We start from the raw sequence: 26187 nt of genomic DNA, 5'->3' as shown, positions 1-26187 counted from the left end.
CTTCCGGAGGATCCGATGACCGCAGTGGCCACCCGGCCGGAAACCGAGCAGGCGCAACGGGATCCGCGCGATCCCGACGTGCGGCTGGAGCAGCTGCTCGACCCGGAGTCGATCGAACCACTGCACCCCCGCGACAACAGCGGGATGTACGCGGTGCGCGGCCGCATCGACGGCACGAAGGTGATCGTCTACTGCAGCGACGCCACCAAGATGGGCGGTGCGCTCGGCTCCGAGGGCTGCGGGCACATCGTGGACGCCATCGACATGGCGGTGCGCGAGCGCTGCCCGGTGGTCGGCGTGTGGCACTCCGGCGGCGCCCGCATCCCGGAAGGCGTGGAATCCCTGGACGGCATGGGCCAGATGTTCGCGGCGATGATCCGCGCGTCCGGCCGCGTCCCGCAGATCTCCGTCGTCGTCGGCCCGGCGGCCGGCGGCGCCGCCTACGGCCCGGCGCTGACCGACGTGGTCATCATGTCCCCCGCCGGGCGCGTGTTCGTCACCGGCCCGGACGTGGTCCGCAGCGTCACCGGCGAGCAGATCGACCAGGAGGGGCTCGGCGGGATCTCCGCGCACGGCGCCAAGTCCGGCGTGGTGCACGTGACCGCCGCGGACGAGGCCGACGCGTTCGTGCGAGCGCGCCGGCTGACCGGGCTGTTCGCCAAGCCGGGCCTGTTCGACCTGCACTCCGTGCAGGACGACGAGGACCTGCGCGCGTTGCTGCCGGACCGCCCGCAGCGTGCCTACGACGTCAAGCCGGTGATCCGCGGCATCCTGGACAAAAAGGACGACGGGGCCGGCAATATTTCTGCGGACTTCGAGGAACTGCAGGCCAAGTGGGCCCCGAACGTCGTGGTCGGCCTGGGCCGCCTCGGCGGCCGCAGCATCGGCGTGATCGCTAACAACCCGCTGCGCAAGGGCGGCTGCCTGGACTCGCTGTCGGCGGAGAAGGCCGCCCGGTTCGTGCGGATGTGCGACTCCTTCGGCGTGCCGTTGCTGGTGCTCGTCGACGTGCCGGGCTACCTGCCCGGCGTCGGCCAGGAGTGGGGCGGCGTGGTGCGCCGCGGCGCGAAGCTGCTGCACGCCTTCGGCGAGGCCGTGGTGCCGCGGGTGACGCTGGTGACCCGCAAGTCCTACGGCGGCGCGTACATCGCGATGAACTCCCGCGCGCTGGGCGCGACCACCGTGTTCGCCTGGCCGGAGGCCGAGGTCGCGGTGATGGGCGCCAAGGCCGCGGTCGGCGTCCTGCACCGCAAGGCGCTCGCCGCCGCGCCCGAGGAGGAGCGCGAGGCCCTGCAGGACAAGCTCATCGAGGAGCACGAGCGCGTGGCCGGCGGCGTCGGCCGGGCGATGTCGATCGGCGTGGTCGACGAGGTCATCGACCCCAAGACCACCCGCCGCCGCATCGCCGAGGCGCTCGCCGCAGCCCCGGCCGGCCGCGGCGCGCACGGCAACATCCCACTGTGACCTGCTGAATTCGACGAAAGCGGGCCACCTCTGCGAGGTGGCCCGCTTTCGTCCGCTGTGGGCTTACGACCACACCCCGGTGGGAGCGGTCCGCTTCGCGTAGTCCCGGAAGTCGCGGGGCTCGCGCCCCAGCGCCCGCCGGACGCCGTCGGCGAGGTGGGCGTTGCGACCGTCGAGCACCTCGGTGAACAGGTGGCCCAGCATCGCCACGACCTCGGCGGGGACGCCCTGCTCGGCCATCCCCGCGGAGAACTGCTCGACCGTCACCGGCAGGTACTCGACGTCCCGGCCGGTCGCCGCGGCGATCTCGCCGACCGCTTCGGCGAAGGTGAGCAGCCGCGGGCCGGTCACCTCGTACACCTCACCGGCGTGGCCGTCCTCGGTCAGCGCCGCGACCGCGACCTCCGCGATGTCCTCGGCGTCGACGAACGGTTCGGCCACCTCGTCGACCGGCAGGACTACCTCGCCGGCCCGCACAGACTCCACCAGGAAGTCCTCGCTGAAGTTCTGGTGGAACCAGCTCGCGCGCACCACCGTCCACTCCGCACCGGATGCCTGCACCGCTTGCTCGGCGCGCTGCGAGCCGATTTCCCCGCGGCCGGACAGCAGCACCAAGCGCCGAACGCCGTTGCGTACCGCCAGCTCGGCGAACGAGCCGACCGCCTCGGCGGCCTCTGGAATCGCCAGGTCCGGCTGGTAGCTCACGTAGGCCGATCCGACGTCGCGCAGCACCGGTTCCCAGGTACCGCGGTCCTCCCAGTCGAACCGCGGCGTCGCCGAACGCGACCCGATGCGCACCGGGATGCCCTTGGCCGCGAGCCCCGCGGCTACGCGGCGGCCGGTCCGGCCGGTGCCGCCGAGGACGAGTGCTGTTTTCTGCGTGTTGTTCGTCATGGCTCTAGCCAAGTCGCAAAATCCGAGACTTCCCATAGTTCATTGGCTCGATTCCATAATCGAGCGTCTAAGATCATCTCGTGGACGCGCTCGTGAACCTGCTGGACGGCCCGAGAGCTCGCGGGGCTTTCCTGCTCCGGGCGGTCCTGGATCCGCCGTGGTCGCTGCGAATCCAGGACCGGGCACCGCTGACCCTGATGGCCCTGGTTCGCGGATCGGCCTGGGCAGTGCCGGATGCCGGCGATCCGGTGCGGCTCGAACCCGGCGACATCGTGATCGCCAGGGGCCCGGACGCCTACACCGTCGCCGACGACCCGGGCACCCCGTGGCAGGTGGTCGTGCACCCCGGGCAGGGCTGCAGCGCACCGTCCGGCGAGCCGCTGCGAGAACTCACCGACGTCGGCGTGCGCACCTGGGGCACGGACCTGGACGCGTCGATGAACATGCTGATCGGCACCTACCAGGTCACCGGAGAGATCAGCAGCCGCCTGCTCGCCGCGCTGCCCGCGCTGGTCGTGACCCGGCGGGACTCGCTGGATTCTCCGCTCGTGGAGCTGCTGGCCGCGGAGATCGGCAAGGATTCGCCGGGCCAGGAAGCGGTGCTGGACCGACTGCTCGACCTGCTGCTCATCGCGAGCCTGCGGGCGTGGTTCGCGAGCCCCGACGCACGAGCCCCGGCCTGGTACCAGGCGCACCGCGACCCGGTCGTCGGCCGCGCCCTGCAACTGCTGCACCACGACCCGGCGTTCCCGTGGACGGTGGAATCGCTGGCCACGCGGTCCGGCGTGTCGCGGGCGGGGTTGGCCCGCCGGTTCACCGAGCTGGTCGGCGAGCCGCCGATGAAGTACCTGACCGGCTGGCGGCTCGCGATGGCGGCCGACCTGCTGCGGGAGTCCGACGCGACGATCGCCTCGGTCGCCCACCAGGTCGGCTACGGCAGCGCTTTCGCGCTCAGCAACGCTTTCAAGCGGCAGTTCGACGTCAGCCCGCAGGAACACCGCCGCGTCGAATCCGGGGTGTGATCGCGGGACGAGGTCATCATTCGCAGGGCTTGAACAGCGCGCTGTTCGGCAGCTTGCTGGTGTCGAGCCGCAGTCCCTGGCCCGTTTCGTCCAGCACCAGCGGGTAGACCACGTTCCAGGTCACGCACGTCGACTTGGCCTGCGCCGGCGCGTCCTCTATCGCCTGGTTGCTCCGGAAGGTCAGCATCACCAGCAGCGCACCGTCCGGCCCCGGATCGATCCGGTGCACCGTCAGTTCGAAGTCGCGGGCGGTGTCGTAGCTGGTCGTCCACTTGTCCTTCGGCAGCTCCAGCCACTTCGAACGGACCACTGTGGACTTCCACAGGTCGTAGTTCTTCTCGTTGATGGAGCGGAAGTGGTTGTCCAACAGGGCCTGCACGGCCGCCAGGTCGGGATGTGCCGCGGCGCCGGCGGTGTAGACGATGCCCCACGGCGACCTGCCCCCGCCGCCCGGCTCCGGCGTGACGTCGGCGCGCTGGGCTAAAGCCGTATCGCGATAGACGTACTGCGACAGCAGCACTCCACCGCCGGCCGCGCCCAACAGCACGACGATCGCCAGCGGAATACCCCATTTCAGCCAGGAACGCACGCCCCAAGCCTTTCACACCACCATCGAGGCGATCAGAGGTTCCCGGAGAAAGACCCGAGAGAGTCAGCCCACCCGGTGCAGCCAGGTCACCGGGGCACCGTCGCCGGCTCGGCGGAACGGTTCGAGAGCGTCGTCCCAGGCAGCGCCGAGCAGCTGGTCCACGCGGTGACCGAAGGCCTCCGGGCCCTTGGCGTTGGCCGCGAGCGTCCGCAGCTGGTCCTCGCTGACCATGATGTCGCCGTTGGCGCTGGTGCAGGCGCGCCACAGGCCCAGGCCGGGCGCATGGCAGAACCGCTGCCCGTCCACCCCGGGACTGGGGTCTTCGGTGACTTCGAAGCGCAGCATCGGCCACGCACGCAGCGCTGTGACCAAGCGTGCGCCGGTGCCCGGCTCGCCCGACCAGTTGCACTCCGCGCGGAGTTGCCCTGGTGCTGCCGGTTGTGCCGTCCAGCGGAGTTCTGTCCGAATGCCGAGTGCGCCAGAGATCGCCCACTCGACGTGCGGGCAGACCGCAGACGGCGACGAGTGAACGTAGACCACACCAATGGTGTGGCCACGGTCGCTGCCACGGGTGCTCACTGCTGACCTCCGCTGTTCGACGAGGGACGTCTTCCCCTACGACCTCGCGTACTTGGCGATCACCAGCTGCGGCGCCATTCTGCATTGCGGGCGGAGCGGTTCGCCACCAGAACGACCGCATCCGCCGCGGGCGCGCGGGCGCACGGCGAAGCCGGACCGGCCCGGCGGCGACTGCCCCGAATAGCGGAAATCGCAGATCCGGGGCGTTGTCCCGGGTTCCGGTGCTAGCTCGAATGCACCAACGCGATGGCGGCGGACGAGTGGCGGACACCACTCGATCGGACGAAAGTCGAAACCCTAGGACAATACTCGGACGCCCCGACTAACGTCTCAGTTCGAATGTGCGGTCCCCACCGGATCTTGGAGGTCGTCATGCGACTGGTGCGGCTCGGTGCGGAACCGGCCCAGGTCGGCGCCGACATCCGGGCGGCCATTTCCGCGTGGGGCGCCGGATGCTCGGTGCTCGGCGGGGTCGCCGTGTTCGGCTGCCGCCCGCCCGGCAGCCCCCGGCCGCTGGACGCGGTGATCGTGCTGCCGCGCGGGGTGGTCGTGGTGCTCGGGGTCGACCTCCCCGAACCCGCGCTGAAGGTCGACGCACCGTTGCAGACCCCGTGGACGATCGACGGCTGGCCGCTGGTGCGCACCGAAGGCGCGGTCAACCCCGGGCTCGAAGGGCTCGAATCGGCCGCCGCGCTGGCCCGCAGCCTGCAATCGCGCGGGCTGGAACCGCTGCCGGTGGCCGCGATCGTGGTGGTCGGCCCGTATGCCGGGCAGGTCACGCAGCCCACCACCGACCTGCACCGCGGGGTGCGGGTGGTGTCGCCGAACACGACCTCGATACTCGCCGCCGCCCGCGAGCTGGCCACCTACGAACTGCCTTGCCCGGTCGAACCCGCCCAGCGGTTGTTGCGGGTGCTCGACGAGAGCTGCGAGATCGGCCCGGCCGAGCTGATCGACGAGGGCTTCCCGGAGTCCGGGGCCACCGATCTGGCCACTGCGGACACCATGCTGATCCCGAAGTACACCGACCGGCCCGCGGCCGGCGGGACGGCGCGGCGATTCACGCCGCGCGGCAAGCTGATCGCGGCGGCCGCGGCGCTGGTGCTGGTCTTCGGCGTCCTCGGGACGTGGTTGACGCTCGGCCGGCCCGCCGCCAGCCCGCCGCCGCGGACGCCGCCGGTACAGCGGGCCGACGGAGTCGAGTTCACCCAGCGGGTGGCCGCTCGCGACACCTCCTGCGACCGGCACTCGTTCGGCGACGTGCAGCGCTGGTTCGAGCAGCGGCCGTGCCGGGGCCTGACCCGCGCGGTGTTCGACACCCAGGTGTCGGGGCGGCCTGCCGCGGTCTCGGTGGCCATCGTCGAACTCGCCGACGAGCAGTCTGCGCGCCAGCTGCGGGAAGTCGCCGACACAGCGGGCACCGGCGGCGTCACGGACCTGATCGCCGACGGTTCGGGCTGGCCCGGCGGACCCGACGGGTTCGACAACTCCGCGCAGGCCGTGCAGCAGAACGGCAACCAGGTGCGGATCGTGCAAACCGTGTGGCGGGGCCGGACTTCCACGCCGGACGACACGGGCCTTCGAGCCTTGGCCGAACGCGGCCTCCGCCTCACGCCCCAACCCTGACCCACCGGTTGCTCCGCAATTTCCATTGAGGTCTTTTCATCCTCGTGCTGCGTGGCGGTGCGGGTGCCCAACTTGATGTATGTCCGGTTCAATGGAAATCGAAGGTCCAATTTGCGGTGGACGCGGCGCGGTCACGACTGCTCCGGTTCGCGGACTTCGGCCGGTTTGGCCTGTTCCGGGATCCTGGACCAGCCGCCGCGGGCCGGGGCCCGGTCCGCGGAGAGGATCTTCGGGGTCTTGGTCAGGTACGGGTTTCCCAGGCGGGCCAGGAACAGCGCCGGCGCGTACAGCGGGACGACGGCCGACAGCGCCGCTGCGGTGACGCCCGCGCGCAGCACGTCGCGCGGCAGCAGCGTGGTCCGCCGGTCGACGAACCGGTCGCTGGTCAGCGCCGCCAGCCACAGCACGAGCACGAAGCCCACCATGGTCCCCACCGCCAGCAGGACCGCCGGCTGGTAGCCGAGCCGTTCCGCGCCGAGCATCACCGCGATCCAGCCGAGCAGCGCCGGCAGCTGGCCGCGTTCGGTCGTCGCCGCCCACAGCAGGCCGCCCAGCAGCGCGAACCCGCCGCCGCTGCGCTGCCAGGTTTCGGTGATGCGCTCGGCCCACTCGCCGCCGGTGAGGCCGAGCCGCGCCGCGAGCCTGCCCAGCACGTCCAGCGCGGTCGGGCCCTCCTCCGGCGTGACGAACTGGCCGATGATCCAGGCCAGCGTCCACAGCGACACCGCGAACGCGAGCACCTGCTGCCACCTCGGCCGGTCCAGCGCGGCCCGGTACAGCCGCAGCAGTTCCCGTGGTTGCGCCTGCACGTGCACCCCTGTCCTCGGCGTCGGAAAGCCGCTGCCGATCGTCCGACCGTTGCGATGATCAAGCCTGGCATTGATCAGATCAGGGGCGTGTCCGCACTGCGGAGCGTGATCGGATTCAGAACGTGCCGGGGTCCGGCGCGCACTCCCCGGCGCCGGAGCAGGCGGGCGGGATCGGGCGGATCACCGAACCGTCCACCAGCCACTGCCCCTGCTTCCCGGTGGACACCAGGAAGCGGCCCAGCGGATCCGCGGACAGCCGCGCCTCGCCCGCGGTCAGCCGCGGCGTCCGGAACGGCACCCCGGCGCCGATCTTCCGCCCGGTGTCCGCCGCGAAGGTGGCCACCCGGGCCTGCCCGCCGTCGCAGTCCACCGGTTCCAGCGCCGCGACGTCGGGCCCGGACCAGGCGATCGCCACCGGCCCGCACGGCGCGTCCGTCACCGCCTCGACGTGCCCGGCCAGCGAGTTCGCGTCCGGCGCGAACAGCAGCACCGCGGCCCGGCTGCTGTCCTGTTCCCCGGCCAGGACGGCGAGCCGACCGTCATCGGCCAGCGCCAGGTCGTGCACCCGCAGTCCGGGCGGGATCGCGATGGCCTGCCGGTTCTCGCCGCGCACAACCACCACGGCGTTCCCGTCCAGGTAGGCGACGCGCCCGCCGCCAGCAGCCAGCAGCCGGCCGTCGCCGGCCTCTCCGGGCAGCACCCGCTGCCCGCCCTGCGGGTTCACCTCGACGACCCGACGTCCATCCACTGTGGACGCCATGGTGTAGATCCGGTCGTTGTCGGCGGCGAGGACGCCGGGCTCGGCGCCGTTGACGTGGGCGACCTCCCGGTCCTCCCGGCCCGACAGCACGTCGAAGGCGGCGATCACGCCGGGCTCCGGCGACGCGAGGTAGCTGTCCGGCCGCACGCTGACCGGTTCCGGGGCGTGCTGGCCCGGAAGCGCGAACATGGCCACGACGAACGCGGTCGCCGCGACCGCCGCCGCGCCGACCAGCACGATCAGCGGGCGGCGCGGCGATCTCCGGCGGCGCACGCCGGCCAGCAGCCGCGGCAGCGCGTCGGGTCTGGGCTCGACGTCTTCGACCAGCTGGTGCAGCTGCATCCGCAGCAGGTCCACTTCCCGTGTGCTGTTCCCGTCCTTCACACCCGCTCCCCCAGCAGATCCGACAGTCGTGAGACGCCACGCGAGCAGTACGACTTCACCGCGCCCTGGCTGCAGCCCATGACCTCCGCGGTGCGAGCCTCGCTGAGATCGGCGTAGTAGCGCAGCACCACGGCCTCCCGCTGCCGGCGCGGCAGCTTGGCCAGCGCCGCAGCCAGCACCGCGCGATCGACCCCGCGGCCCGTGTCGTCGGGCTGGCTGTCCTCGACGGCGAGCTTCGGCTGGTACTTCTTGGCGATCAGCCGTCGCCGCAGCATCGAGCGGGCCCGGTTGAGCACCGCCTGCCGGAGGAACGCCAGCGCCTTGTCCGGATCGCGCAGCCTGGAGCGGGAGTCGAAGACCCGCACGTAGGCGTCCTGCACGATGTCCTCCGCGGTGGCGCGGTCGTCCACCAGCAGCATCGCGATGCGTAGCAGTTGCCGATAATGCTCCTGGTAGAGGTCGGTCAGCTTGCTCGTCAGTTCATCCATTGCCGCCAGCCCGTCGCCCGGCCAGGCGGTCACGGGCAATGCGATCGACACCGTCACATATCTGCACGACGCCCAAGCCCCCCTCCATGGTTGCGGCCGGGTTCCACTCGTTATCAATCGGCTGCACCCAACGGCGGCGAAGTTTACCGGCGGGTCCGCCGATGATGATCTCGTGGCGGCTTCCGCCAGCCCTGCCGCCAGATGGATCATGCCCGGTCAGCCCACTGCACTACTGCCCGGCGCGACCGGGGTAAGCACCGTTCAGGCGTTGGACAGCTCTTGCCGGTCGCCGACCGGCGCGGTAGGCCTGTGGTGCCGCGCCGAAGCCGGTCGGCCGGGCGACCCTGCCGGACCCAGCTCTAGGAGGCGCTGATGAAGTTCGGGATCACCACGTTCATCACCGATGAGGGTATCGGCCCGGCGGAGCTGGGCAGGGCCGTCGAGGAGCGCGGGTTCGACTCGCTGTTCGCACCCGAGCACACGCACATCCCGGCGAGCCGGGAGTCGCCCTATCCGGGCGGCGGCGACCTGCCCCGCGTGTACTACCGCACGCTGGATCCGTTCGTCTCGCTCACCGCGATCGCGGCGGTCACCGAGCGCCTGCTGGTGGCCACCGGGATCTCGCTGATCATCGAGCGCGATCCGATCACCACCGCCAAGGAGGTCGCCAGCCTCGACCTGGTGTCCGGCGGACGCTTCATCTTCGGCATCGGGGCGGGCTGGAACCTGGAGGAGATGCGCAACCACGGCACCGATCCGGCGACCCGCGGCGCGCTGATGGACGAGCGGATCCGGGCGATGCGGGAGATCTGGACGAAGGAGGCGGCCGAGTTCCACGGCGAGCACGTCGACTTCGACCCGATCTACGCGTGGCCGAAGCCGGTGCAGCAGCCGCATCCGCCGATCTACGTCGGCGGGGAGGGCGAGCGGGCCATGGCGCGGGTCGCCGAGTACGGCGGCGGCTGGTTGCCGCGCGGCGGCACCGAGAACCTCGGCGACCTGGTGCCGAAGGTGCGCGACCGGGCGGGTTGGCGGGTGCCGGTCTCGGTCTTCGCGGCACCGCGCGATCCGGCGGTCCTGGAGTCCTACGCGGCGGCCGACGTGGACCGCGCGTTGTTCCTGCTGCCGACCCGCCAGCGCGACGAATCGCTGCGCCGGCTCGACGCATTGGCCGAAATCGCCGAACGCCACGGCTGATCGGCGATTCCGCCGGGCCGTCCAGGAATGTTCACGGCTCCCCGTCTCGCGATTACCAGGCGTGGCTTACATCCTGGTTACTTCCATGCATCGGGCTGGACATTCGGGACATGCGCGCAGATCCTCGTGTCTGCTGTGCCCAGTCGTGTTGCACAGCGCAAACGCGGGAATGGAGTCCGGGGACGGTGGCTACGAAAATGGCGCCGAGCGGTGGGGCGGCTCGGAAACGCAGGATGAGTCCCAAGGAAATAGCCACCTGGACGTTGGTGGCTGTCGTCGGCGCGATTTCGTGGGGCGTCATCGCGCTCGTCCGCGGCGAGGAGATCTCCGCGGCCTGGTTGGTGTTCGCGGCGCTCGCCTCGTACGCCATCGGTTACCGCTTCTACGCCCGGTTCATCGCCTACCGGGTGCTGAAGGTCGATGACACCCGCGCGACGCCCGCGGAACGGCTGAACGACGGCACCGACTTCCAGCCGACCGACCGGCGCGTGCTCTTCGGCCACCACTTCGCGGCGATCGCCGGGGCCGGCCCGCTGGTCGGCCCAGTGCTGGCCGCGCAGATGGGTTATCTGCCGGGCACCATCTGGATCATCGTCGGCGTCATCTTCGCGGGCGCGGTGCAGGACATCGTGGTGCTGTTCTTCTCCACCCGCCGCAACGGACGCAGCCTCGGGCAGATGGCCCGCGAGGAGATCGGTCCGGTCGGCGGCGTCGCGGCGCTGATCGCGGTGCTGGCCATCATGATCATCCTGCTGGCCGTGCTGGCGCTGGTCGTGGTCGGCGCGCTGAAGGGTTCCCCGTGGGGCACCTTCTCGATCGGCATGACGATCCCGATCGCCCTGTTCATGGGCTTCTACCTGCGCTACCTGCGCCCGGGCAAGATCCTCGAGGTCTCGGTGATCGGCGTGGCGCTGCTGCTGCTGAGCATCGTGGCCGGCAGCTGGGTCGCCGATTCGGCGCTGGCCGGGATGTTCACGCTCACCGGCAACCAGCTGACCTTCGCGCTGATCGCGTACGGGTTCATCGCCTCGGTGTTGCCGGTGTGGATGCTGCTGGCGCCGCGCGACTACCTGAGCACCTTCATGAAGGTCGGCGTCATCGTGCTGCTCGCGGTGTCGATCCTGATCGCGATGCCGATGATGAAGACCGAAGCGATCACCGACTTCGCGCTCAACGGGCAGGGCCCGGTGTTCTCCGGCTCGCTGTTCCCGTTCGTGTTCATCACGATCGCCTGCGGTGCGCTGTCCGGCTTCCACGCGCTGGTGGCCTCGGGCACCACGCCGAAGCTGCTGGAGAAGGAGTCGCAGGTCCGGATCATCGGCTACGGCGGGATGCTCACCGAGTCGTTCGTGGCGATCATGGCGCTGGCCGCGGCCTGCGTCATCGAGCCGGGTCTGTACTTCGCGATGAACATGCCGTCCGCGGCGCTCGGTGACACGCTGCAGTCGGCTTCGCAGGCGGTCGCCGGGATCGGCTTCCAGATCTCCCCGGAGGAGCTGGCGGCGGCCGCGGCGGCGGTGGACGAGAGCACGCTGGTCGGCCGCAGCGGCGGCGCACCGACCTTGGCCGTCGGCCTTTCCGAGGTGTTCTCGCAGGTCATCGGCGGCGACGCGATGAAGGCGTTCTGGTACCACTTCGCGGTGATGTTCGAGGCGCTGTTCATCCTGACCACTGTGGACGCCGGAACCCGGGTGGGCCGGTTCATGCTGCAGGACACCGTGGGCAACGTCTGGAAGCGCTTCGGCGACGTCGGCTGGAAGCCGGGCAACTGGATCGCCAGCGCCGTGATCGTCGGCTCCTGGGGCTACTTCCTGTGGGCCGGGGTGAACGACCCGCTGGGCGGCATCAACCAGCTGTTCCCGCTGTTCGGCATCGCGAACCAGCTGCTGGCGGCGGTGGCGCTGGCGGTGGCCACCACGATCCTGATCAAGTCGGGCCGGGCGAAGTACGCGTGGGTGACGGCGATCCCGCTGGCGTGGGACGCGGCGGTCACGCTGGTCGCCAGCTGGCAGAAGATCTTCTCCGCCGATCCCAAGATCGGCTTCTTCGCGCAGCGCGCGGCGTACCAGGCGGCACTGGACGCGGGCCAGACCAGCAAGGGCTCGGCGCACACGGTCGAGCAGATGCAGAAGGTCGTGGTCAACTCCACTGTGGACGGAGTGCTGAGCATCCTGTTCGCCCTGCTGATCGTGATCGTGCTGCTGGACGCGATCCGGGTGTGGATCAAGGCGCTGCGCGCGAGCGCGCCGCTGCCGAGCACCGAAGCCCCGCACGTGGAGTCGGAGCTGTTCGCCCCGTCCGGGCTGATCCCGACGGCCGAGGAACGCCGGATCCAGAAGGAGCTGGAGATGGCGGGGACGCCGGGGGCCGAGAAGGCCGGGGCGGGCACATGACCGGCACGATCGTGGCCAGGCTGCGCGAATCCGCTCGCACGGCCTGGCAGATCGTGCGCGGCGTGGTCGGCGAGAACGCCTACGAGCGCTACCTGGAGCACCACCGCCGGAACCACCCGGAAGAACAACCGCTGCCGGAACGGGAGTTCTGGCGACGCCACGTCGACCGCCAGGACGCAACTCCCGGCTCCCGCTGCTGCTGACGGAAACAGTGAAGGGCGCCTCCGCCGAACAACCGGCGAAGGCGCCCTTCACTCATTCACCAGCCCAGCGCGTCAGGACCTCAGGTCTTCGGTCGTCAGGCGCAGGGCCAGGGCTCCGAAGACCACTGCCGCCGTTCGGTCCAGCCAGCGTTGGATCGCGCGGCGGCGGAGCAGGACGTTCGACAGCCAGCCCGAGGTGAGGCCCACCGAGGCGTCCACGCTGATGCCCACGACGACCAGCAAGCCGCCCAGGGCCAGGAGTTGCACCGGGATCGGCCAGGCGGCCTGCGTGCTGACGAACTGCGGGACGAACGCCAGGTAGAACAGGATCACCTTGGGATTCGACACGTTCGTCAGCACCGCCAGCGCGTAGATGCGCCGCAGCGACCTCGCCGGTGCCGCCTGCACTTCCGGCATCGCCGACGCCCGCCACGACTGGACCGCCAGGTACAGCAGGAAGACGACACCGGCGATCCGCACGACCTCCAGCGCCACGGGTACCGCCTGGAAGATCGCCGTCAGCCCGAGCGCGGCCACGACCGTGTGCACGACGATGCCGCTGGACATGCCCAGGGCCGCGACGACGCCGCCGCGCGGCCCCGAGGAAATGCCGTTGGCCAGGATGAACATCATGTCCGGGCCGGGCACCAGCGAGATCACCGCCGCGGCGCCGATGAACGCCAGCACGATTCCGAGATCCATCTCAGCCCCCGATCCGAGTGCTGCGCGACCGGGGCCGGGGAAGTGGAATTCGAGTCAGTTGGGAAGTCCTCTCGCGCATGATCGCGACCGCGATCAGCCTGATTTGGGAATCTCCCGGAAGGGTACGTCCTTGAACCCGTCCGGTTCCTCGGGCAGGCGGAGGATCCGTTCGCCGATGATGTTGCGCTGGATCTGGTTCGTGCCGCCGCCGATCGAGGTGAAGTAGGCGTTCATCGCGGCGAAGTTCGCGTCGTCGCCGTCGGGGTGGTCGGCGCCCTCCAGCATCGACTCCGCGCCGACGATCGCCGTCTGCACCCGGCCGGTCTCGTGCAGCAGCCGCGACATCAGCAGCTTCCCCAGCGATGCCAGCGACGACGAGTGCCCAGTCCGCTGGTTTCGCGCTGAGTCCGACGCACCCGAACATATTTCCGACGGCTATCGTCCGCAATAGCCCTTCGGGGGCTCAGGACCGGGCGTGCACCCCGGCCAGGACGGTGTCGACCAGCTCGGCCAGGTAGCCCGCGGACTCCGCCCAGACCTGCCCGCGCAGGTGCAGCGGCGTGGCGCTGACGTGGTTGGACACCGCGCCGGCGATCAGGTCGGCGATCAGCGCCACCGACGCGCCGGGCGGTAGTTCGCCGCGCTCGATGCCCCGCCGCACGATCGCGCGGGTCGCCCGGATGTGCTCGGGGTACGGGTCGTCGGCCAGCGACTCGGCGAGCTCCGGCGAGAACTGCGCGTCCACGCCCAGCCGGGAGGTCAGCGCGCCCTCGTCGGCGCCCAGGTACTCCATCCAGCCGCGGGCGAACTCGACCAGGTCGGCGCGCAGCTCGCCGGTGTCGATCTCGGCGATGAACCGGGTGCGCTCCCGCACCGCGGCGACCAGCAGAGCGGCCTTGTTCGGCCAGCGCAGGTAGAGCGAGCCCTTCCCGATCCCGGAGCGCCGGGCGACCTCGTCGAGCGAAAAGCCGCTCCAGCCGCGCTCGGCGTACACCGCCCGCGCCGCTTCCAGGGCTCGCGTCTCCACCGCTGGATCCCGGGGCCGTCCGACGCGCTGTGCCTTCGCCACCACGCCATCCTGGCACCCGAGCCGCGAGCGCAACGCTTCCAGGCTTGTTTTGCGCGGCGCGGCCCGCACGGCTTGCGGACTCCGGGAACCGGCAGTGGAGTGGTGCCAGCCCCGACGGGAGGAGCCGCTATGCGCACCCAGGTCGCGATCGTCGGCGGCGGCCCCGCCGGGCTGCTGCTGTCCCACCTGCTGCACCTGCACGGCATCGACTCCGTCGTGCTGGAGCGGCGCAGCCAGGAATACGTCCAGCACCGCGTGCGCGCCGGCGTGCTCGAACAGGGCACCGCTGACCTGCTGCGCGAGGCCGGGGTCGGCGACCGGATGCAGCGCGAGGGCGACGTGCACGACGGCGTGCACCTGCAGTTCGACGAGGAACGCCTGCGCATCCCGTTCCGGGAGCTCACCGGCCGCGGGATCACCGTGTACGGCCAGCAGGAGGTGGTGCGCGACCTCGCCGAGCGCCGCCGGCGCGACGGCGGGCAGGTGCTGTTCGAGGTCGCCGACGTCGGCGTGCACGACGTGACGACCGACCGGCCGTTCGTCCGCTTCACCCACGAGGGCGTCGAGCGCGAACTGCACGCCGACTTCGTCGCAGGTTGCGACGGCTTCCACGGCATCTGCCGGGACACCATCCCGGCCGGGACGCGGACCGTCTACGAGCGCGTTTACCCGTTCGGCTGGCTGGGCGTCCTGGCCTCCGTCGCGCCGTCCTGCGGCGAGCTGATCTACGCCAACCACGCCAACGGATTCGCGCTGCACAGCATGCGGTCGGCCGAGGTGAGCCGCTTCTACCTGCAATGCGCCCCGGACGAGTCGCTCGACGAGTGGCCGGACGAGCGCATCTGGGCGGAGCTGCAGACCCGGCTGGGCACGCCGGGCTGGACGCTGCACGAGGGCCCGATCATCGACAAGACCGTCACCGCGATGCGCAGCTTCGTGGCCGAACCGCTGCGCCACGGCCGCCTCTTCCTGGCCGGCGATTCCGCCCACATCGTCCCGCCGACCGGCGCGAAGGGCCTCAACCTCGCGGTGTCCGATGTGGACAGGCTCGCCGACGCGGTGGCCACCTACCACCGGACCGGCAGCACCACCGGCCTGGACGGCTATTCCGCGGCCTGCCTGCAACGGGTCTGGCGGGTGCAGAACTTCTCGTGGTGGATGACCTCGCTGACGCACCACTTCGGCGGACCGGACGCGGCCTTCGAACGCCGCCTGCAACGCGCCCAGTTCGACTACCTGCGCACCTCCACCGCGGCGGCCACCACGCTGGCGGAGAACTACGTCGGCCTGCCCCTGCGCTGACGCTTCACAGATCGACCGGCAGCCACTCGGAGCCCCGGTTCTCCTGCCACTCCGCCAGGGTCGGCAGGTCGACGGCCTCCGGGGCGTCCAGCGGCGGCTGCCACTGCCGACCCGCCGCGACGACCACGAGCGGATCGGGCGGGAGCCCTCGCCGGAGGTCGAGCAGCAGGTCCAGGAACCGCTCGCCGAGCGGCGCATCCGCGTTGTCCAGCAGCGCGACGCAGTTCATCGCGTGCCCCGCCCGCCGGCCCACGTAGGCCTGGCGCAGGTCGGCGAGGAAGGCCGCCATGAGCACCTCGTCGAACTCGCGCGAACCCACCGCATTCGGCTCCGCCCACGGATCCGGTGCCACACCGGCGGAATCCCGGAACCCGGTCAACGTCCGCAGCCGCCTGCGCCACTGCGCCCGCTCGCCGCGCTGAGCAGCGCGTCCGCGAGGACGCCGGACCAGTTCAGCAGGGCTCCCGACGCCTGCAACGCGCCGACCACGGCGTCGAACGTCACCCGGGAGAAGTCCGGCTGCTCCGCGCCGAGCACCGCGTTGCGTAGCTTGGACAACGCCGTCCCGGCGCCGAAGCCCGAACTAGCTGCCACGATGCACAACATCAGATGGCGGAACTGCGGCGAGCCCCGGCCGCCGAACCGCACGGCCAGCTCGACCACCGCCCGGCGCAACGACGTCAGGCCCTCCGCGTCGAAGTCGAGCCGGGTGTGCGGCACGGACGTCCCGCAGTCCTCGGCCAGGTACGCCAGCATCTCGGTGCCGCTGCCGAGCAGCCGGATCACCGGCAGCTCGCGGCGCCGGCCGTCCGGCGGCGTGATGCACTCCTGCACGAGGTCGTGGAGCAGGTCGTACCGGCTCCGGGGCTCCGGTTCCGGTTCGGGCTCGGGATCCGGCGGCGCGCTCGGGCTCGCCAGGAGCTTGTCGAGGGCGACGAGGAGTCTGCCGAGTTCGGAGTCGGAGGTGCCGGGGTTGAGCACCACGCCGTTGTGCTGCGTCAGCGCCCGCAGGCCGGTCGGCAGATCTGCCGACTTCGGCATCGCCGCGTCGTCGATCAGCACCGGGATCACCCGCACGCCGTTGTGCAGCGCCGTCGAGATCTCCCGCACCACGACGTCGTTCGGGTTCTCCAGGCGCGGGTGCCCGAGCTCGTCGGCGATGGCCATCCATTGCGGACCGATCACCGCGAGCAGCACCGCGCAGGACTCCAGCTCGCGCTCGATCTCCTGGACGTAGTTGACGCCCGGGTCCATTCCCGTGTCGAAGAAAACCCGCTCGGCGCCGAACCGCTCGCGCAGCACGACGTTCAGCCAACGCGCCGCGTAGGCGTTGTCGCCGTGGCGGTAGCTGATGAAGATGCGTTCGCGCGCGGGCGCTTCGAACGGCTGCATCGACCACTCCCCATCGTCGACCGGTCGCTACGGCAGGTACGGGATCCCCGTCTCCGAGATCACGACCGGCACCGACGAGACGGGCCGGCCGATCTCCTTGGTCACCCGGAACACCAGCAGGGCCTTGCTGTCCGGGCGCCCGGTCTCGGTGTCGAAGGAGAGCCAGCCGCTGGCGCCGTCCACGGCCCCCGTGTCGCTCATCCGGTCGAACTCCGCGGCGACCCCGTCCGCGCTGGGCAGCTTCTCGCCGAACTTGTTGTTGTGCACGGCGCGGCGGGCCGCGGTGATGGCCACGCCCAGCGCGTCGAAGGTGACGATGGCCAGGCCGTCGTCGATCGACTCGCCGGGGAATTCCTGCTGGAAGACGGCGGTCGCGGTGGAACCGGGGGTGAAGTACTCGGTCGATCGCCGCGAGAAGTACTGCGGCGCGGCGCGCCACGCCTCCGGCGCCGCCAGTTGCGAGTACTCCAGCGTGATCCCGGATTCCAGGCTGCGCTGGATTTCCGGGTCGCCGCCGACGTCGACGACGCTGTCGGTGATCAGCACGCGCATCTTCAGCTCCGTGCAGGAGCGGGAGGACAGCGCGTTGAGGAACGGCTTCAGCTCGCGCAGCCGGCCCGCGAACAGGATCACGTCCGGCCGCTTCAGGCAGATGTTCGGCACCATCGCCGGGAAGGTGTTGGCGGTGGCGAGCTGCGCGGAGTCGAACGGTTCGCCGCGCACCAGCTTCCCGCCGCGCTGCTGGTACGCCGCCTCGTACGCGTTCGCCAGGTCCCGGGCGAAGACCTCGTCCTCGTTCCGGTCCCAGACGACCAGCGCGAGCTGAGTTTCCTCCAGGCGCTTGACCAGCGCGCCGGCCTGCGCCGAGTTCGGCGGCGCCACCCGCAGCAGCCCCTTCGCCTCGGCCGCCGCCGGATCGGTCGCGAACTTGTCGGCGGTGATGATCGCACCGACCATCGGAATCCCGTGCTGGGACAGGCGGTTTATCGCGTCCCGGGTGCCCGCGAGGCTCTGCCCGAGCCCGGTCACCGCCACCAGGCGGCCGTTCTCCTCGGGCTCCGCGAGCTGCCGCAGCTGCTCGACCACCGGCTCCCACTGCGCGCTCCGGCTGCCGGGGTTGGCCAGCAGCACCTGGATCAGCGGCAGGTTGCCGCCCCATTCCTCCCGGCCGTCGGCGTTCGCGCGCAGCTGTGAGACGTAGGTGCCCTCCAGGCCGCGCCGGACCGCCTCGATCGTGGTGGTGTCGGGCTTGGCGACGGTGAACGGGCTGAAGTAGGCGATGCTGACGTAGGGCTTGTTCTGCTCGCGGCTGATCCGCCGCACCCGGGCGTTCTCCGCCGCGATCTTGTCCTGCACGACCCGCAGGCTGCTGTCGAAGCCGCCCTGCCCGTCGCTGAGCCCGAACTCGCCCGGCCCGTCGGTGACCCCGACGCACTCGTCCAGCGGCCCCGCCCGGTGCAGCCCGGAAGCGCAGCCGTTCGTCGTCGTGACGACGAAGTAGGCGGCGACCACCAGCACCGCCGCGCAGGCCGCGGCGATGCCCAGCTGCGGCCAGCGCCGCCTGACCACCGGAACGCGGAACGGTCGCCGCTCCCTGCCGTCCTCCCCCATGCCGACCTCCCCGTCCGCACAAACAGGCAGTCCGCAACCATGTCGTCGCGGAACGTGAGCAGTCAAGCCGTTCCGCGAATCCGGGGCGGACCTGTGATCCCGCACGGAGCAACACTGGGCCGGGCGGTCGAAAAATCGTTTCGCGGCAGGAGCACCGGGCTGAATAATCGGCCCAATGGAGTTCAGCGATTTCGACGCGCGGGGATATCGCACCGTGGACGTCCGCACCGGGTACGGCGAGTGGGTCGCGCACTACGAGCAGACCGTCGAGGACGCGATGGACATCGCGCTGCTCGACCGGCTCCAGGAGCCGTCCTGGGCGGCCGTCGCCCGGGCCGCCGACCTCGGCTGCGGCACCGGCCGGACCGGGCAGTGGTTGCGGGACAGGGGAATCCCGTCGATCGACGGGGTGGACCTGACGCCGGAGATGCTCGCCGTCGCGCAGCGCCGCGGCGCCCACGACCGGCTCGTGGAGGCCGACGTCGCGGCCACCGGTCTCCCCGATGCGGCCTACGACCTGGTGATCTCGTCGCTGATCGACGAGCACCTGGACGACCTGAACCCGCTGTACCGGGAGGCGTGGCGGCTGGCCGCGCCGAAGGCGGCGTTCGTGCTGGTGACGTTCCACCCGCACTTCATCATGACTTCGGGCATGCCGACGCACTACACCAACGACGCGGGCGAATCGGTGGCCATCACCACCAACGTGCACCTCATCAGCGACCACGCTGCGGCGGCGCTCGCGGCGGGCTGGCGGCTGGCGGAGCTGCGCGAGGGCGTGATCGACGACGAGTGGCTCGCGCTGAAGCCGAAGTGGGCGCGCTTCCGCAACCACCCGATCTCCGCCGCCTACGTCTGGCGCAAGGACGGCTGACACGGTCGGGCGATGCCGGGAATGCCGCGTGCGCTCGTCGTGTTGGCCATGGCCATGACCGCAGAACTCGGCAAACTCGGCATCTGGCGGCTGTCCACCGGGCTCGACCCCGAACTGGCGATCGAGGTGGAGAGGCTCGGCTACGGCACGATCTGGATCGGCGGCTCGCCGCCGGCGGACCTGACGCTGGCGGAGCGGCTGCTGGACGCCACCGACGGGATCACCGTCGCCACCGGGATCGTGAACATCTGGAACTCCGATGCCCGCACCGTGGCCGAGTCCTACCACCGGATCGCCGCGAAGCACCCGGACCGGTTCGTCCTCGGCATCGGCGCCGGGCACCGCGAGATGACCGACACCTACACCAAGCCGTACCAGGCGCTGGTCGACTACCTCGACCGGCTGGACGCCGCCGGGGTTCCCGCGTCCGGCCGCGTGCTCGCCGCGCTCGGCCCGAAGGTGCTCCAGCTGGCCGGCGACCGGGCCGCGGGAGCCCACCCGTACCTGACCGTTCCCGCGCACACCAGGCACGCCAGGGAGATCCTCGGCGACGCGCCGCTGCTCGCCCCGGAGCAGAAGGTCGTGCTCGACACCGACCCGGAGCGTGCCCGCGCCACCGGCCGCGCGGCGGCGGAGATGTACCTGAACCTGAGCAACTACACCAAGAACCTGCGCCGGTACGACTTCACCGCCGAGGACGTCGCGGTGCCCGGCAGCGACCGGCTGATCGACGCCCTGGCCCTGCACGGCAGCGCGGCGGAGATCGCCGAAGGCATCAACGCTCACCTGGAAGCGGGCGCGAACCACGTGAGCATCCAGGCCCTCGGCGGCGACCCGCTGCCGACCTACCGCGCGCTCGCCGAAGCGCTGCGCTGACGTCAGGGGCCGGTCGGGGTTCTCCCCGATGCGCGGCCGTCGGCGCGGCGGGAGGATTCCCTGGTCCGAAGTGGAGGATCGGGGGTTTCGTGGCGACGCGTGGGGCTTGGTCGAGGTCGCCGTGGACGTTCTTCGCGCTGGTCTTCGTCCTGGCCGCCCCGTTCGTACTCCTCGGCGAGTTCTCCGGCGTGCGGCTGCCGGCGAACCTGCCGTTGAGCGCCCTGCAGTTCGTCGTCCCGCTGGTGGCCGCTGCCATCCTCGTCGGCATCAACGACGGTGCCGGCGAGGTGCGCAGGCTTCTCCGCGCCGCCGTTGACGTTTCGAGCATCAGGCGGCGGATCTGGTATGCGCCGATCCTGCTGATCATGCCCGCGGTCACGCTGGCGTCGTACTGGCTGATGCGGCTCGCCGGGCAACCGCTGCCCGAACCGCGCATCTCGTGGACGGCGGTGCTGATCTACTGCGTCATCTACTTCATCGCGGGCGTCGCCGAAGAGGTGGGCTGGACCGGCTACGCCACCAGCCCGATGCAGCAGCGGTGGGGAGCGCTCGGCGGCGGCGCCATCGTCGGAACCGTGTGGGCGGCCTGGCACCTGGTGCCGTACCTGCAGCTCCACGAGCCCGCGTGGGCGTTCTGGCAGTGCGCCTTCACCGTCGCGGCCAGGGTGATCATCGTGTGGCTGCACAACAACACGGGGCACAGCGTGTTCGCCGCGGTCCTGTTCCACATGACCATGAACGTGACGTACTCGGCGTCGGAGGACGGCTGGTCCTACGACCCGGCGTTCGCGGCGCCCGTCATGCTGGTCGCGGCGGCCCTGGTCGTGGCGCTGTGGGGACCGAAAACCCTCGCCCGATATCGGTTCTCGTCCCGCTGAGCGTTTTTCATCCTGGTCAGCCCGCAGCCGTGGTCCGCAAAGCTGCACGTCGATGGGGTGCCGCATGCGCCGCAGGCGCATAACCCACCTACGACACCTGCACCGCCGCGGGTTCACGGTGCCCACCCCTTCAGGGTTCCCTCGGCGAGGACGGCCCCTCCGCCGTGTATCGGACATACATCAGGACGGGCACCCACAGACCAGGAAGCCTCTGAGGTTCCGCTACCCGCACCGCCACGCAAACTGAGGTTGGAAAAACCTCACTGATCACCGGCGAGCACCGATGCCGTCCAGCACGCGTTGCAAGCCGAACTCGAACCAGTCGTCGAGGCGCGCCTCCGAGGACACCTCGGCCAGCCACGGGTAGCGGACGCCTGCGGTGCCGGCCAGGTGGTCCCGCCGCGCCGACCACCACCGCTCGTAGCCGACCCCGGAGTCCCGGCGCGCTTCCTCCTCGGCGGTCAGCAGCAGAGCCATGCCCTGCACGTACCCGCTGACCAGCAGGTACACCGAGAGGCTCGTGTCGGCGTCGAAGTGCCCGGCGAGCGCGGTCATCGACCGGTCGACCATCGCGAGCACGGAGCTCCCCAGCGGTGGGCGCGTCGAGGCGAGCACCGCCAGCACCCACGGATGTCGTTGGTACAGCGCCCATTCCTGGCGCGCCTGGTGCTCCAGCACCGCACGCCAATCACCGGAATCGCGATCCGGTGACCGGGATTCCGCTACGACGGCATCCACCATCGCGCGGACCAGCTCGTCCTTTCCGGACACGTGCCGGTACAACGCCATCGCGGCAACGCCATTGCTCGCCGCGACGGCGCGCATGGAGACCGCGGCAAGCCCTTCGGCGCCGGCGATCCGGATCGCGCTCCGCACGATCGCCGCGCGGTCCAGCTCCCCACGCGCGCGTTCGGTCCTGGGCGCGGAACGGCGGTTCAGCCCGCCGCCGTCCTTCCTGGCCCGGTACGCGCGCGCCTGGCAGGACCGGCTGCAGTAGCGGCGCGGCCTGCCCCGCTCGGCGGCCGCGAGCTCGTCACCGCATTGCGCACACCGCATGGGATCTTCCTTTTCATCACACGACTTCCCGTGACGAAAAGGCTCGCCACCACCCGATACTGCCCGAAGGATGGCGGAAAAGCAGGCACGACGTTTACGCCGTACTGGAAGGACCGCGATGGATCTGATCGTCCGCCGGGCCACGCCCGCCGAACTGGACCGCATCGTCCCGGCCTACGCCGCGGCCTGCGCCGACGAAGCGGTCAGCAGCTGGGTCACATCCGGCCGGGAGCTCCCCGGCGCGCTGTACCGGGACTCCGTCCGCGAAGCGCTGGGCGCGGACGAAGTCCTGGTCGCGCAGCGCGCGGACGGAACGATCGAGGGCCTGTCGGTCTGGCTGACCCTGCGGTCGGCGGAGCGGGTCCGCCGGGAGGCGGCGGTGCTGGCCGAATCGGCCGGTGCCGATCCCGTGCTGCGCCGCATGGCCACCGTGCTGACGCTGGTCGCGCAACGGCATCCGGACGAGCCGCACGTTTTCCTGTCCTCCATGGGTGTGCTCGCCGCGAGCCGCGGAAGTGGCGTCGGAAGCGCGATCCTGCGGCACCGGCTGCACCGAGCCGACGCCGATGCCCAGCCGACGTACCTGGAGGCGAGCACGCCGCGCAACCAGGCCCTCTACGCGCGGCACGGCTTCGAGCCGCTGGGCCAGCCGATCGCGCTTCCCGACGACGGCCCCCGGCTGCAACCCATGTGGCGCGAACCGCGCGTCACGGGCGGCTGACCCGGCCCTGCCCACCGGGACCAAGAGTGCCGAGGCCACTTGGCGAGCACGCGATGTTGCGTTTTCGCGCGAAAGCCTCACCCGACAGGCGTGGGAACGCCGTTTTCGCGCGAAAACGGCGCCGCCGCAAGGACGCGACACGCACCGGGGCGAGCACTCCAACGGCCGAGCGATTTCCCGCCCGCCTCAGGTCAGTCGATGATCGCGGTGGCCTCGACCTCGACCAGGTGCTCGGGCACGTGCAGCGCCGCCACGCCCAGCAGAGTCGCCGGCGGCACCGGGGTGACGCCCAGCTTCGCCGCCGCCCGCGCGACGCCTTCCATGAACAGGGGCAGCTTGTCGGGCGTCCAGTCGGCGACGTAGACGGTCAGCTTCGCCACGTCGTCGAAGGACGCGCCGACCTCGGCCAGCGCGGTACCGACGTTGAGGTAGCACTGCTCGACCTGAGCGGTGAGATCGCCTTCGCCGATCGTGACCCCGTCGGCGTCCCACGCGACCTGCCCGGCGATGAAGACCAGCTTCGAACCGGTCGCGATCGACACCTGCCGGTAGGCGTCGATTTCCGGCAATCCGCTGGGGTTCACCAGGGTGATGGCCATGCTGCCTGCTTCCTCCTCGTGCGAGCCAGGGGGCTCGTCTCCTCGATTCCTCGAGAACCGTAGGAAAGCGGCCGCCGACATGGAAGAACGCACTTTTCAGTGACTCGGGAACCTCGCGGTGACCGAGCAGTTCAGCGCGCTGACGGCGGATCAGGTCCGCTCGGCGAGGTCGTGCGCGGGGACGCCGGCGATCTCCAGGAAGGCCTTCGCCGCCGGCGTCGGGCCGACGTCGTTCCACACCAGGTACTCGATGCGGGCCGGCGCGTCGGACACCTCGATGGTGTGCACGCCCGTCAGCTGCGGCACGTAGGTGGAGGCGAGCATGGCGATGCCGAGGCCCTGCCGGACGATCCGCACCATCAGGTCCGGGGCGGGCACTTCGAAGGCGATGTCGCGGTCGAGGCCCGCCGCGGCGAAGGCCTGATCGGATTGGGCGCGACCGGCCGACCCGAGGGGGAAGTCCACGAACACCTCGGCGGAAAGCCTGCGGAGGTCGACCTCCGGTTCCGCGGCGAGCGGGTGCCCTGGCGCGACGACGGCGACGAGCCGATCCCGGGCGGTCACCCGAGTGCGGACCCCGCGCGGCTGGATCGTGGCCGGCAGCCCCAGGCAAGCGACGTCGATGACGCCATCCCTGACCTGCTCGACGAGCTCCTCGCTGGCGCCGACGCGCAGGCCGATGCGCACGTTCGGGTACCGGCCGCGGAATTCGTGCAGCGCGGCCGGGATGTCCACCGCGGCGACGGTGGGAATCACGCCGACGGTCAGCCGCCCGCGCACCTCGCCGAGGGCCGCGGCGACCTCGGCCGCGGCGCGCTCGGCGGCGTCGAGGCATTGGCGGGCGGCGGGCAGGAACGCCTCGCCGGCCGGCGTCAGCCGCACCCGGCGGCTGGTGCGCTCGAAGAGCTTGCCGCCGAGTTCCCGTTCCAGGCGCGCCACCTGGTGGCTGAGCGCGGACTGGACGACCAGGCACCGCTCGGCGGCGCGGGTGAAGCTGTTCGTCTCGGCGACCGCGACGACGTAGCGCATCTGCTGGAGTTCCATGGATCTATCGTGCATCGAGATAGATCCGGTGACAAACATGTGTTGGACTCATCGATGCTGGTCGATCGAGACTTGCCGGGTGACGAACCAGACGATCTCCGCGACCGCCGACAGCGGCGCGGCAAGCGGGATCGCATCCCGCACCGCGCTGACGGCGCTCGCGCCCATGGTGTGGGGCACGACCTACGTGGTCACCACCGAACTCCTCCCGCCAGGACATCCCTTCTTCGCGGGGATCCTGCGCGCGCTGCCCGCGGGCCTGATCGCGTTGGCGCTCACGCGGACGCTGCCGCGCGGGACGTGGTGGGCAAAGGCCGCGGTGCTCGGCGTGCTGAACATCGGGATGCTCTTCGCGATGTTGTTCGTGGCGGCCGAACGACTGCCGGGCGGCGTCGCCGCCACGCTCGGCGCGTCGCAACCGCTCATCGTGGCGGTCCTGGCGGTCGCGGTCCTCGGTGAGCGCCCCTCCGCCTGGCGGTTCACCTGGGGTGTCGTCGGCGTCGTGGGCGTCGGCCTGGTGGTGATCGGCCCGGACGCGGCGTTCGACGGCCCCGGGATCCTGGCAGGCCTCGCCGCCGCGGCATCGATGGCGTTGGGCGTGACGCTCACCAAGCGGTGGGGGCGTCCCGACGGTGTCGGACCCACCGCGTTCGCGGGGTGGCAGCTCACCGCCGGCGGCCTGTTCCTCATGCCCGTCACGGTCCTCTTCGAGGGACCACCGCCGGCGATCGACCTGCCGGGCGCCCTCGGCTACCTCTGGCTGGGCCTGGTCGGCGGGCTGGCCGCCTACGTCCTGTGGTTCCGCGGCATCAAGACGTTGCCGGTCACCTCGGTCGCCGTCCTCGGCCTGTTCTCCCCGATCGTCGCCGCGCTCCTCGGCGCCGTCCTGCTCGGCCAGACGCTGGGCCCGATCCAGCTGCTCGGCTTCGCGCTCTCGCTCGCCGCGATCGTCGCGGGCCAGTTCTCCCCGCGACTCACGCCGAACCTCGCCACGGAAAGGACCGCACGATGAAGATCGCCGTCATCGGAGCCGCCGGAATGGCCGGCTCCCGAGTCACCTCGGAAGCCACCGACCGAGGACACGACGTCACCGCCGTGTTCCGCGGAGAAGTACCCGCATCGCTGCCCGGAGGCGTGAACGCCGTTCGAGGCGACGCCACCGAGCGGGACCAGATGAGCAAGCTGTTCACCGAAGCCGACGCGATCGTGGCGGCGACCCGCCCCCGCCCGGGGCAGGAAGGCACGGTTACCGCGACGATCACGGCGTTGCTCGACGCGGCCGTGGAAACCCGAACCCGCATCGTCGTCATCGGCGGCGCCGGACCGCTGCAGACCCCGGGACGCCCCGAGCAGCTCGTGGTCGACAACCCCGACTACGTGGCCCCGGAATGGCGCATCATCGCCGCGGCCAGCGTCGCGCAACTGGACGCCTGCCGCGAACACCCGGCCGACTGGGTGTACCTGTCACCGCCCGCGGTCCTCGAACCGGGCCACCGCACCGGGACCTACCGGCGCGGCGGAACCACGCTCCTCACCGACGCGGAAGGCACGTCCCGGATCTCGGCGGAAGACCTCGCGGTGGCGGTCCTCGACGAACTGGAGAACCCGCGCGAGGAAAAGCACTTCACCGTCGGCTACTGATCGGCTCAGCCGGC

General features: G+C 71.0%; 28 protein-coding genes. 13 read left to right on the top strand and 15 right to left on the bottom strand.

All coding sequences use genetic code 11. The features are described 5' to 3' along the window. Window positions 1–1464 (top strand): acyl-CoA carboxylase subunit beta (locus BLW84_RS28990; protein ID WP_425441768.1); only part of this gene is annotated, 1464 nt, incomplete at its 5' end. 63 nt (window positions 1465–1527) lie between these two features. Here the strand turns inward: BLW84_RS28990 and BLW84_RS28985 are convergent. After that, entirely contained in the window at window positions 1528–2358 is an 831-nt protein-coding gene (locus BLW84_RS28985) for a Rossmann-fold NAD(P)-binding domain-containing protein (protein ID WP_093271560.1), read from the bottom strand. Window positions 2359–2438: 80 nt separating this feature from the next. Between BLW84_RS28985 and BLW84_RS28980 the strand changes: the two genes are divergently transcribed. Further along, window positions 2439–3380 carry an AraC family transcriptional regulator gene (locus BLW84_RS28980; protein ID WP_093271557.1) on the top strand — a complete coding sequence of 314 codons (942 nt, stop codon included), beginning with the start codon at window positions 2439–2441 and terminating at the stop codon, window positions 3378–3380. A gap of 16 nt (window positions 3381–3396) precedes the next feature. On the opposite strand, the gene BLW84_RS28975 is transcribed toward BLW84_RS28980, so the two are convergent. Further along, window positions 3397–3969: a hypothetical protein gene (locus tag BLW84_RS28975; protein ID WP_093271555.1), complete on the bottom strand. Its 573-nt coding sequence runs from the start codon at window positions 3967–3969 to the stop codon at window positions 3397–3399. Between the two features lie 63 nt (window positions 3970–4032). Beyond that, window positions 4033–4509 carry a DUF3145 domain-containing protein gene (locus BLW84_RS28970; protein ID WP_165968583.1) on the bottom strand — a complete coding sequence of 159 codons (477 nt, stop codon included), beginning with the start codon at window positions 4507–4509 and terminating at the stop codon, window positions 4033–4035. A gap of 411 nt (window positions 4510–4920) precedes the next feature. Here BLW84_RS28970 and BLW84_RS28965 point away from each other — a divergent pair, with 411 nt between their 5' ends. Next, window positions 4921–6174: a hypothetical protein gene (locus BLW84_RS28965; protein ID WP_093271549.1), complete on the top strand. Its 1254-nt coding sequence runs from the start codon at window positions 4921–4923 to the stop codon at window positions 6172–6174. 131 nt (window positions 6175–6305) lie between these two features. Here BLW84_RS28965 and BLW84_RS28960 read toward each other — a convergent pair whose 3' ends face one another. The 3 genes from BLW84_RS28960 to BLW84_RS28950 form a co-directional block, all read right to left on the bottom strand. Continuing rightward, the gene (locus tag BLW84_RS28960) at window positions 6306–6983 is read right to left on the bottom strand and encodes a hypothetical protein (protein WP_245761451.1); all 678 of its coding nucleotides are present in this window, start codon (window positions 6981–6983) and stop codon (window positions 6306–6308) included. 115 nt (window positions 6984–7098) lie between these two features. Further along, window positions 7099–8127, bottom strand: a complete 1029-nt coding sequence (locus BLW84_RS28955) for a hypothetical protein (RefSeq protein WP_093271543.1) — start codon at window positions 8125–8127, stop codon at window positions 7099–7101. After that, entirely contained in the window at window positions 8124–8666 is a 543-nt protein-coding gene (locus BLW84_RS28950; RefSeq protein ID WP_245761450.1) for a SigE family RNA polymerase sigma factor, read from the bottom strand. Before BLW84_RS28950 ends, BLW84_RS28955 begins: the two co-directional genes overlap by 4 nt. A 321-nt stretch (window positions 8667–8987) precedes the next feature. Here BLW84_RS28950 and BLW84_RS28945 point away from each other — a divergent pair, with 321 nt between their 5' ends. The 3 genes from BLW84_RS28945 to BLW84_RS28935 all read left to right on the top strand — a co-directional run bounded on the left by BLW84_RS28945 (window position 8988) and on the right by BLW84_RS28935 (window position 12408). Further along, complete coding sequence (locus BLW84_RS28945; RefSeq protein WP_093271535.1) at window positions 8988–9812, top strand: LLM class F420-dependent oxidoreductase; 825 nt, start codon at window positions 8988–8990, stop codon at window positions 9810–9812. Between the two features lie 233 nt (window positions 9813–10045). Further along, window positions 10046–12205, top strand: coding sequence for a carbon starvation CstA family protein (locus BLW84_RS28940; protein ID WP_093271532.1), 2160 nt, complete (start codon window positions 10046–10048; stop codon window positions 12203–12205). Next, entirely contained in the window at window positions 12202–12408 is a 207-nt protein-coding gene (locus BLW84_RS28935) for a YbdD/YjiX family protein (protein ID WP_093271529.1), read from the top strand. Before BLW84_RS28940 ends, BLW84_RS28935 begins: the two co-directional genes overlap by 4 nt. Window positions 12409–12480: 72 nt before the next feature. On the opposite strand, the gene BLW84_RS28930 is transcribed toward BLW84_RS28935, so the two are convergent. The 3 genes from BLW84_RS28930 to BLW84_RS28920 all read right to left on the bottom strand — a co-directional run bounded on the left by BLW84_RS28930 (window position 12481) and on the right by BLW84_RS28920 (window position 14179). After that, the gene (locus tag BLW84_RS28930; protein ID WP_093271526.1) at window positions 12481–13110 is read right to left on the bottom strand and encodes a LysE family translocator; all 630 of its coding nucleotides are present in this window, start codon (window positions 13108–13110) and stop codon (window positions 12481–12483) included. Window positions 13111–13203: 93 nt separating this feature from the next. Next, complete coding sequence (locus BLW84_RS28925) at window positions 13204–13536, bottom strand: acyl-CoA dehydrogenase family protein (protein WP_281247461.1); 333 nt, start codon at window positions 13534–13536, stop codon at window positions 13204–13206. Window positions 13537–13573: 37 nt separating this feature from the next. Further along, window positions 13574–14179: a TetR/AcrR family transcriptional regulator gene (locus BLW84_RS28920; protein WP_093271521.1), complete on the bottom strand. Its 606-nt coding sequence runs from the start codon at window positions 14177–14179 to the stop codon at window positions 13574–13576. A 129-nt stretch (window positions 14180–14308) separates the two neighbouring features. Here BLW84_RS28920 and pobA point away from each other — a divergent pair, with 129 nt between their 5' ends. After that, a complete protein-coding gene (gene pobA, locus BLW84_RS28915; RefSeq protein ID WP_093271518.1) occupies window positions 14309–15481 on the top strand; it encodes a 4-hydroxybenzoate 3-monooxygenase in 1173 nt (390 codons plus the stop codon). A gap of 4 nt (window positions 15482–15485) precedes the next feature. Here the strand turns inward: pobA and BLW84_RS28910 are convergent, their stop codons facing one another. The 3 genes from BLW84_RS28910 to BLW84_RS28900 are packed head-to-tail and all read right to left on the bottom strand — an operon-like array spanning window position 15486 to window position 18484. After that, window positions 15486–15800 carry a hypothetical protein gene (locus BLW84_RS28910; protein WP_143061137.1) on the bottom strand — a complete coding sequence of 105 codons (315 nt, stop codon included), beginning with the start codon at window positions 15798–15800 and terminating at the stop codon, window positions 15486–15488. 56 nt (window positions 15801–15856) lie between these two features. Beyond that, window positions 15857–16873 (bottom strand): toll/interleukin-1 receptor domain-containing protein, encoded by a 1017-nt coding sequence (locus BLW84_RS28905; RefSeq protein ID WP_093271513.1) that lies wholly within the window; start codon window positions 16871–16873, stop codon window positions 15857–15859. 27 nt (window positions 16874–16900) lie between these two features. Beyond that, window positions 16901–18484 (bottom strand): type 1 periplasmic-binding domain-containing protein, encoded by a 1584-nt coding sequence (locus BLW84_RS28900; RefSeq protein ID WP_093271511.1) that lies wholly within the window; start codon window positions 18482–18484, stop codon window positions 16901–16903. A gap of 175 nt (window positions 18485–18659) precedes the next feature. Here BLW84_RS28900 and BLW84_RS28895 point away from each other — a divergent pair, with 175 nt between their 5' ends. From BLW84_RS28895 to BLW84_RS28885, 3 genes are all read left to right on the top strand, one after another. After that, window positions 18660–19358, top strand: a complete 699-nt coding sequence (locus BLW84_RS28895; RefSeq protein ID WP_093271508.1) for a class I SAM-dependent DNA methyltransferase — start codon at window positions 18660–18662, stop codon at window positions 19356–19358. A 54-nt stretch (window positions 19359–19412) separates the two neighbouring features. After that, window positions 19413–20234 (top strand): LLM class F420-dependent oxidoreductase, encoded by an 822-nt coding sequence (locus BLW84_RS28890; protein ID WP_093271576.1) that lies wholly within the window; start codon window positions 19413–19415, stop codon window positions 20232–20234. A gap of 89 nt (window positions 20235–20323) precedes the next feature. Next, a complete protein-coding gene (locus BLW84_RS28885; protein WP_093271505.1) occupies window positions 20324–21112 on the top strand; it encodes a CPBP family intramembrane glutamic endopeptidase in 789 nt (262 codons plus the stop codon). Window positions 21113–21379: 267 nt separating this feature from the next. Here BLW84_RS28885 and BLW84_RS28880 read toward each other — a convergent pair whose 3' ends face one another. Next, window positions 21380–22168: a TetR/AcrR family transcriptional regulator gene (locus tag BLW84_RS28880; protein WP_093271503.1), complete on the bottom strand. Its 789-nt coding sequence runs from the start codon at window positions 22166–22168 to the stop codon at window positions 21380–21382. Between the two features lie 118 nt (window positions 22169–22286). Here BLW84_RS28880 and BLW84_RS28875 point away from each other — a divergent pair, with 118 nt between their 5' ends. Further along, window positions 22287–22889 (top strand): GNAT family N-acetyltransferase, encoded by a 603-nt coding sequence (locus BLW84_RS28875; protein WP_093271500.1) that lies wholly within the window; start codon window positions 22287–22289, stop codon window positions 22887–22889. Window positions 22890–23080: 191 nt separating this feature from the next. Here the strand turns inward: BLW84_RS28875 and BLW84_RS28870 are convergent, their stop codons facing one another. Together BLW84_RS28870 and BLW84_RS28865 are read right to left on the bottom strand one after the other, a co-directional pair. Then, window positions 23081–23488: a RidA family protein gene (locus BLW84_RS28870; RefSeq protein ID WP_093271498.1), complete on the bottom strand. Its 408-nt coding sequence runs from the start codon at window positions 23486–23488 to the stop codon at window positions 23081–23083. 150 nt (window positions 23489–23638) lie between these two features. After that, window positions 23639–24532, bottom strand: a complete 894-nt coding sequence (locus BLW84_RS28865) for a LysR family transcriptional regulator (protein WP_093271495.1) — start codon at window positions 24530–24532, stop codon at window positions 23639–23641. Window positions 24533–24698: 166 nt separating this feature from the next. Here BLW84_RS28865 and BLW84_RS28860 point away from each other — a divergent pair, with 166 nt between their 5' ends. Next, the gene (locus BLW84_RS28860) at window positions 24699–25544 is read left to right on the top strand and encodes an EamA family transporter (RefSeq protein ID WP_245761453.1); all 846 of its coding nucleotides are present in this window, start codon (window positions 24699–24701) and stop codon (window positions 25542–25544) included. After that, window positions 25541–26173, top strand: a complete 633-nt coding sequence (locus BLW84_RS28855) for an NAD(P)-dependent oxidoreductase (protein WP_093271490.1) — start codon at window positions 25541–25543, stop codon at window positions 26171–26173. Before BLW84_RS28860 ends, BLW84_RS28855 begins: the two co-directional genes overlap by 4 nt. Window positions 26174–26187: the final 14 nt, after the last annotated feature.

Origin of the sequence: Saccharopolyspora shandongensis (genome assembly GCF_900106995.1) — a bacterium.
GTDB lineage: Bacteria > Actinomycetota > Actinomycetes > Mycobacteriales > Pseudonocardiaceae > Saccharopolyspora > Saccharopolyspora shandongensis.
Note: the sequence above shows the minus strand (reverse complement) of the source record. Positions and strands in the feature narration are given on the sequence as shown.

Excerpts from the sequence above, each read along its gene's own strand:
- BLW84_RS28985 (WP_093271560.1), bottom strand. The coding sequence starts at position 2,358 with ATGACGAACAACACGCAGAAAACAGCACTCGTCCTCGGCGGCACCGGC.
- BLW84_RS28965 (WP_093271549.1), top strand. The coding sequence starts at position 4,921 with ATGCGACTGGTGCGGCTCGGTGCGGAACCGGCCCAGGTCGGCGCCGAC.
- BLW84_RS28945 (WP_093271535.1), top strand. The coding sequence starts at position 8,988 with ATGAAGTTCGGGATCACCACGTTCATCACCGATGAGGGTATCGGCCCG.
- BLW84_RS28940 (WP_093271532.1), top strand. The coding sequence starts at position 10,046 with ATGAGTCCCAAGGAAATAGCCACCTGGACGTTGGTGGCTGTCGTCGGC.
- BLW84_RS28935 (WP_093271529.1), top strand. The coding sequence starts at position 12,202 with ATGACCGGCACGATCGTGGCCAGGCTGCGCGAATCCGCTCGCACGGCC.
- BLW84_RS28930 (WP_093271526.1), bottom strand. The coding sequence starts at position 13,110 with ATGGATCTCGGAATCGTGCTGGCGTTCATCGGCGCCGCGGCGGTGATC.
- pobA (WP_093271518.1), top strand. The coding sequence starts at position 14,309 with ATGCGCACCCAGGTCGCGATCGTCGGCGGCGGCCCCGCCGGGCTGCTG.
- BLW84_RS28905 (WP_093271513.1), bottom strand. The coding sequence starts at position 16,873 with ATGCAGCCGTTCGAAGCGCCCGCGCGCGAACGCATCTTCATCAGCTAC.
- BLW84_RS28900 (WP_093271511.1), bottom strand. The coding sequence starts at position 18,484 with ATGGGGGAGGACGGCAGGGAGCGGCGACCGTTCCGCGTTCCGGTGGTC.
- BLW84_RS28895 (WP_093271508.1), top strand. The coding sequence starts at position 18,660 with ATGGAGTTCAGCGATTTCGACGCGCGGGGATATCGCACCGTGGACGTC.
- BLW84_RS28890 (WP_093271576.1), top strand. The coding sequence starts at position 19,413 with ATGACCGCAGAACTCGGCAAACTCGGCATCTGGCGGCTGTCCACCGGG.
- BLW84_RS28880 (WP_093271503.1), bottom strand. The coding sequence starts at position 22,168 with ATGCGGTGTGCGCAATGCGGTGACGAGCTCGCGGCCGCCGAGCGGGGC.
- BLW84_RS28875 (WP_093271500.1), top strand. The coding sequence starts at position 22,287 with ATGGATCTGATCGTCCGCCGGGCCACGCCCGCCGAACTGGACCGCATC.
- BLW84_RS28870 (WP_093271498.1), bottom strand. The coding sequence starts at position 23,488 with ATGGCCATCACCCTGGTGAACCCCAGCGGATTGCCGGAAATCGACGCC.
- BLW84_RS28865 (WP_093271495.1), bottom strand. The coding sequence starts at position 24,532 with ATGGAACTCCAGCAGATGCGCTACGTCGTCGCGGTCGCCGAGACGAAC.
- BLW84_RS28860 (WP_245761453.1), top strand. The coding sequence starts at position 24,699 with ATGGTGTGGGGCACGACCTACGTGGTCACCACCGAACTCCTCCCGCCA.
- BLW84_RS28855 (WP_093271490.1), top strand. The coding sequence starts at position 25,541 with ATGAAGATCGCCGTCATCGGAGCCGCCGGAATGGCCGGCTCCCGAGTC.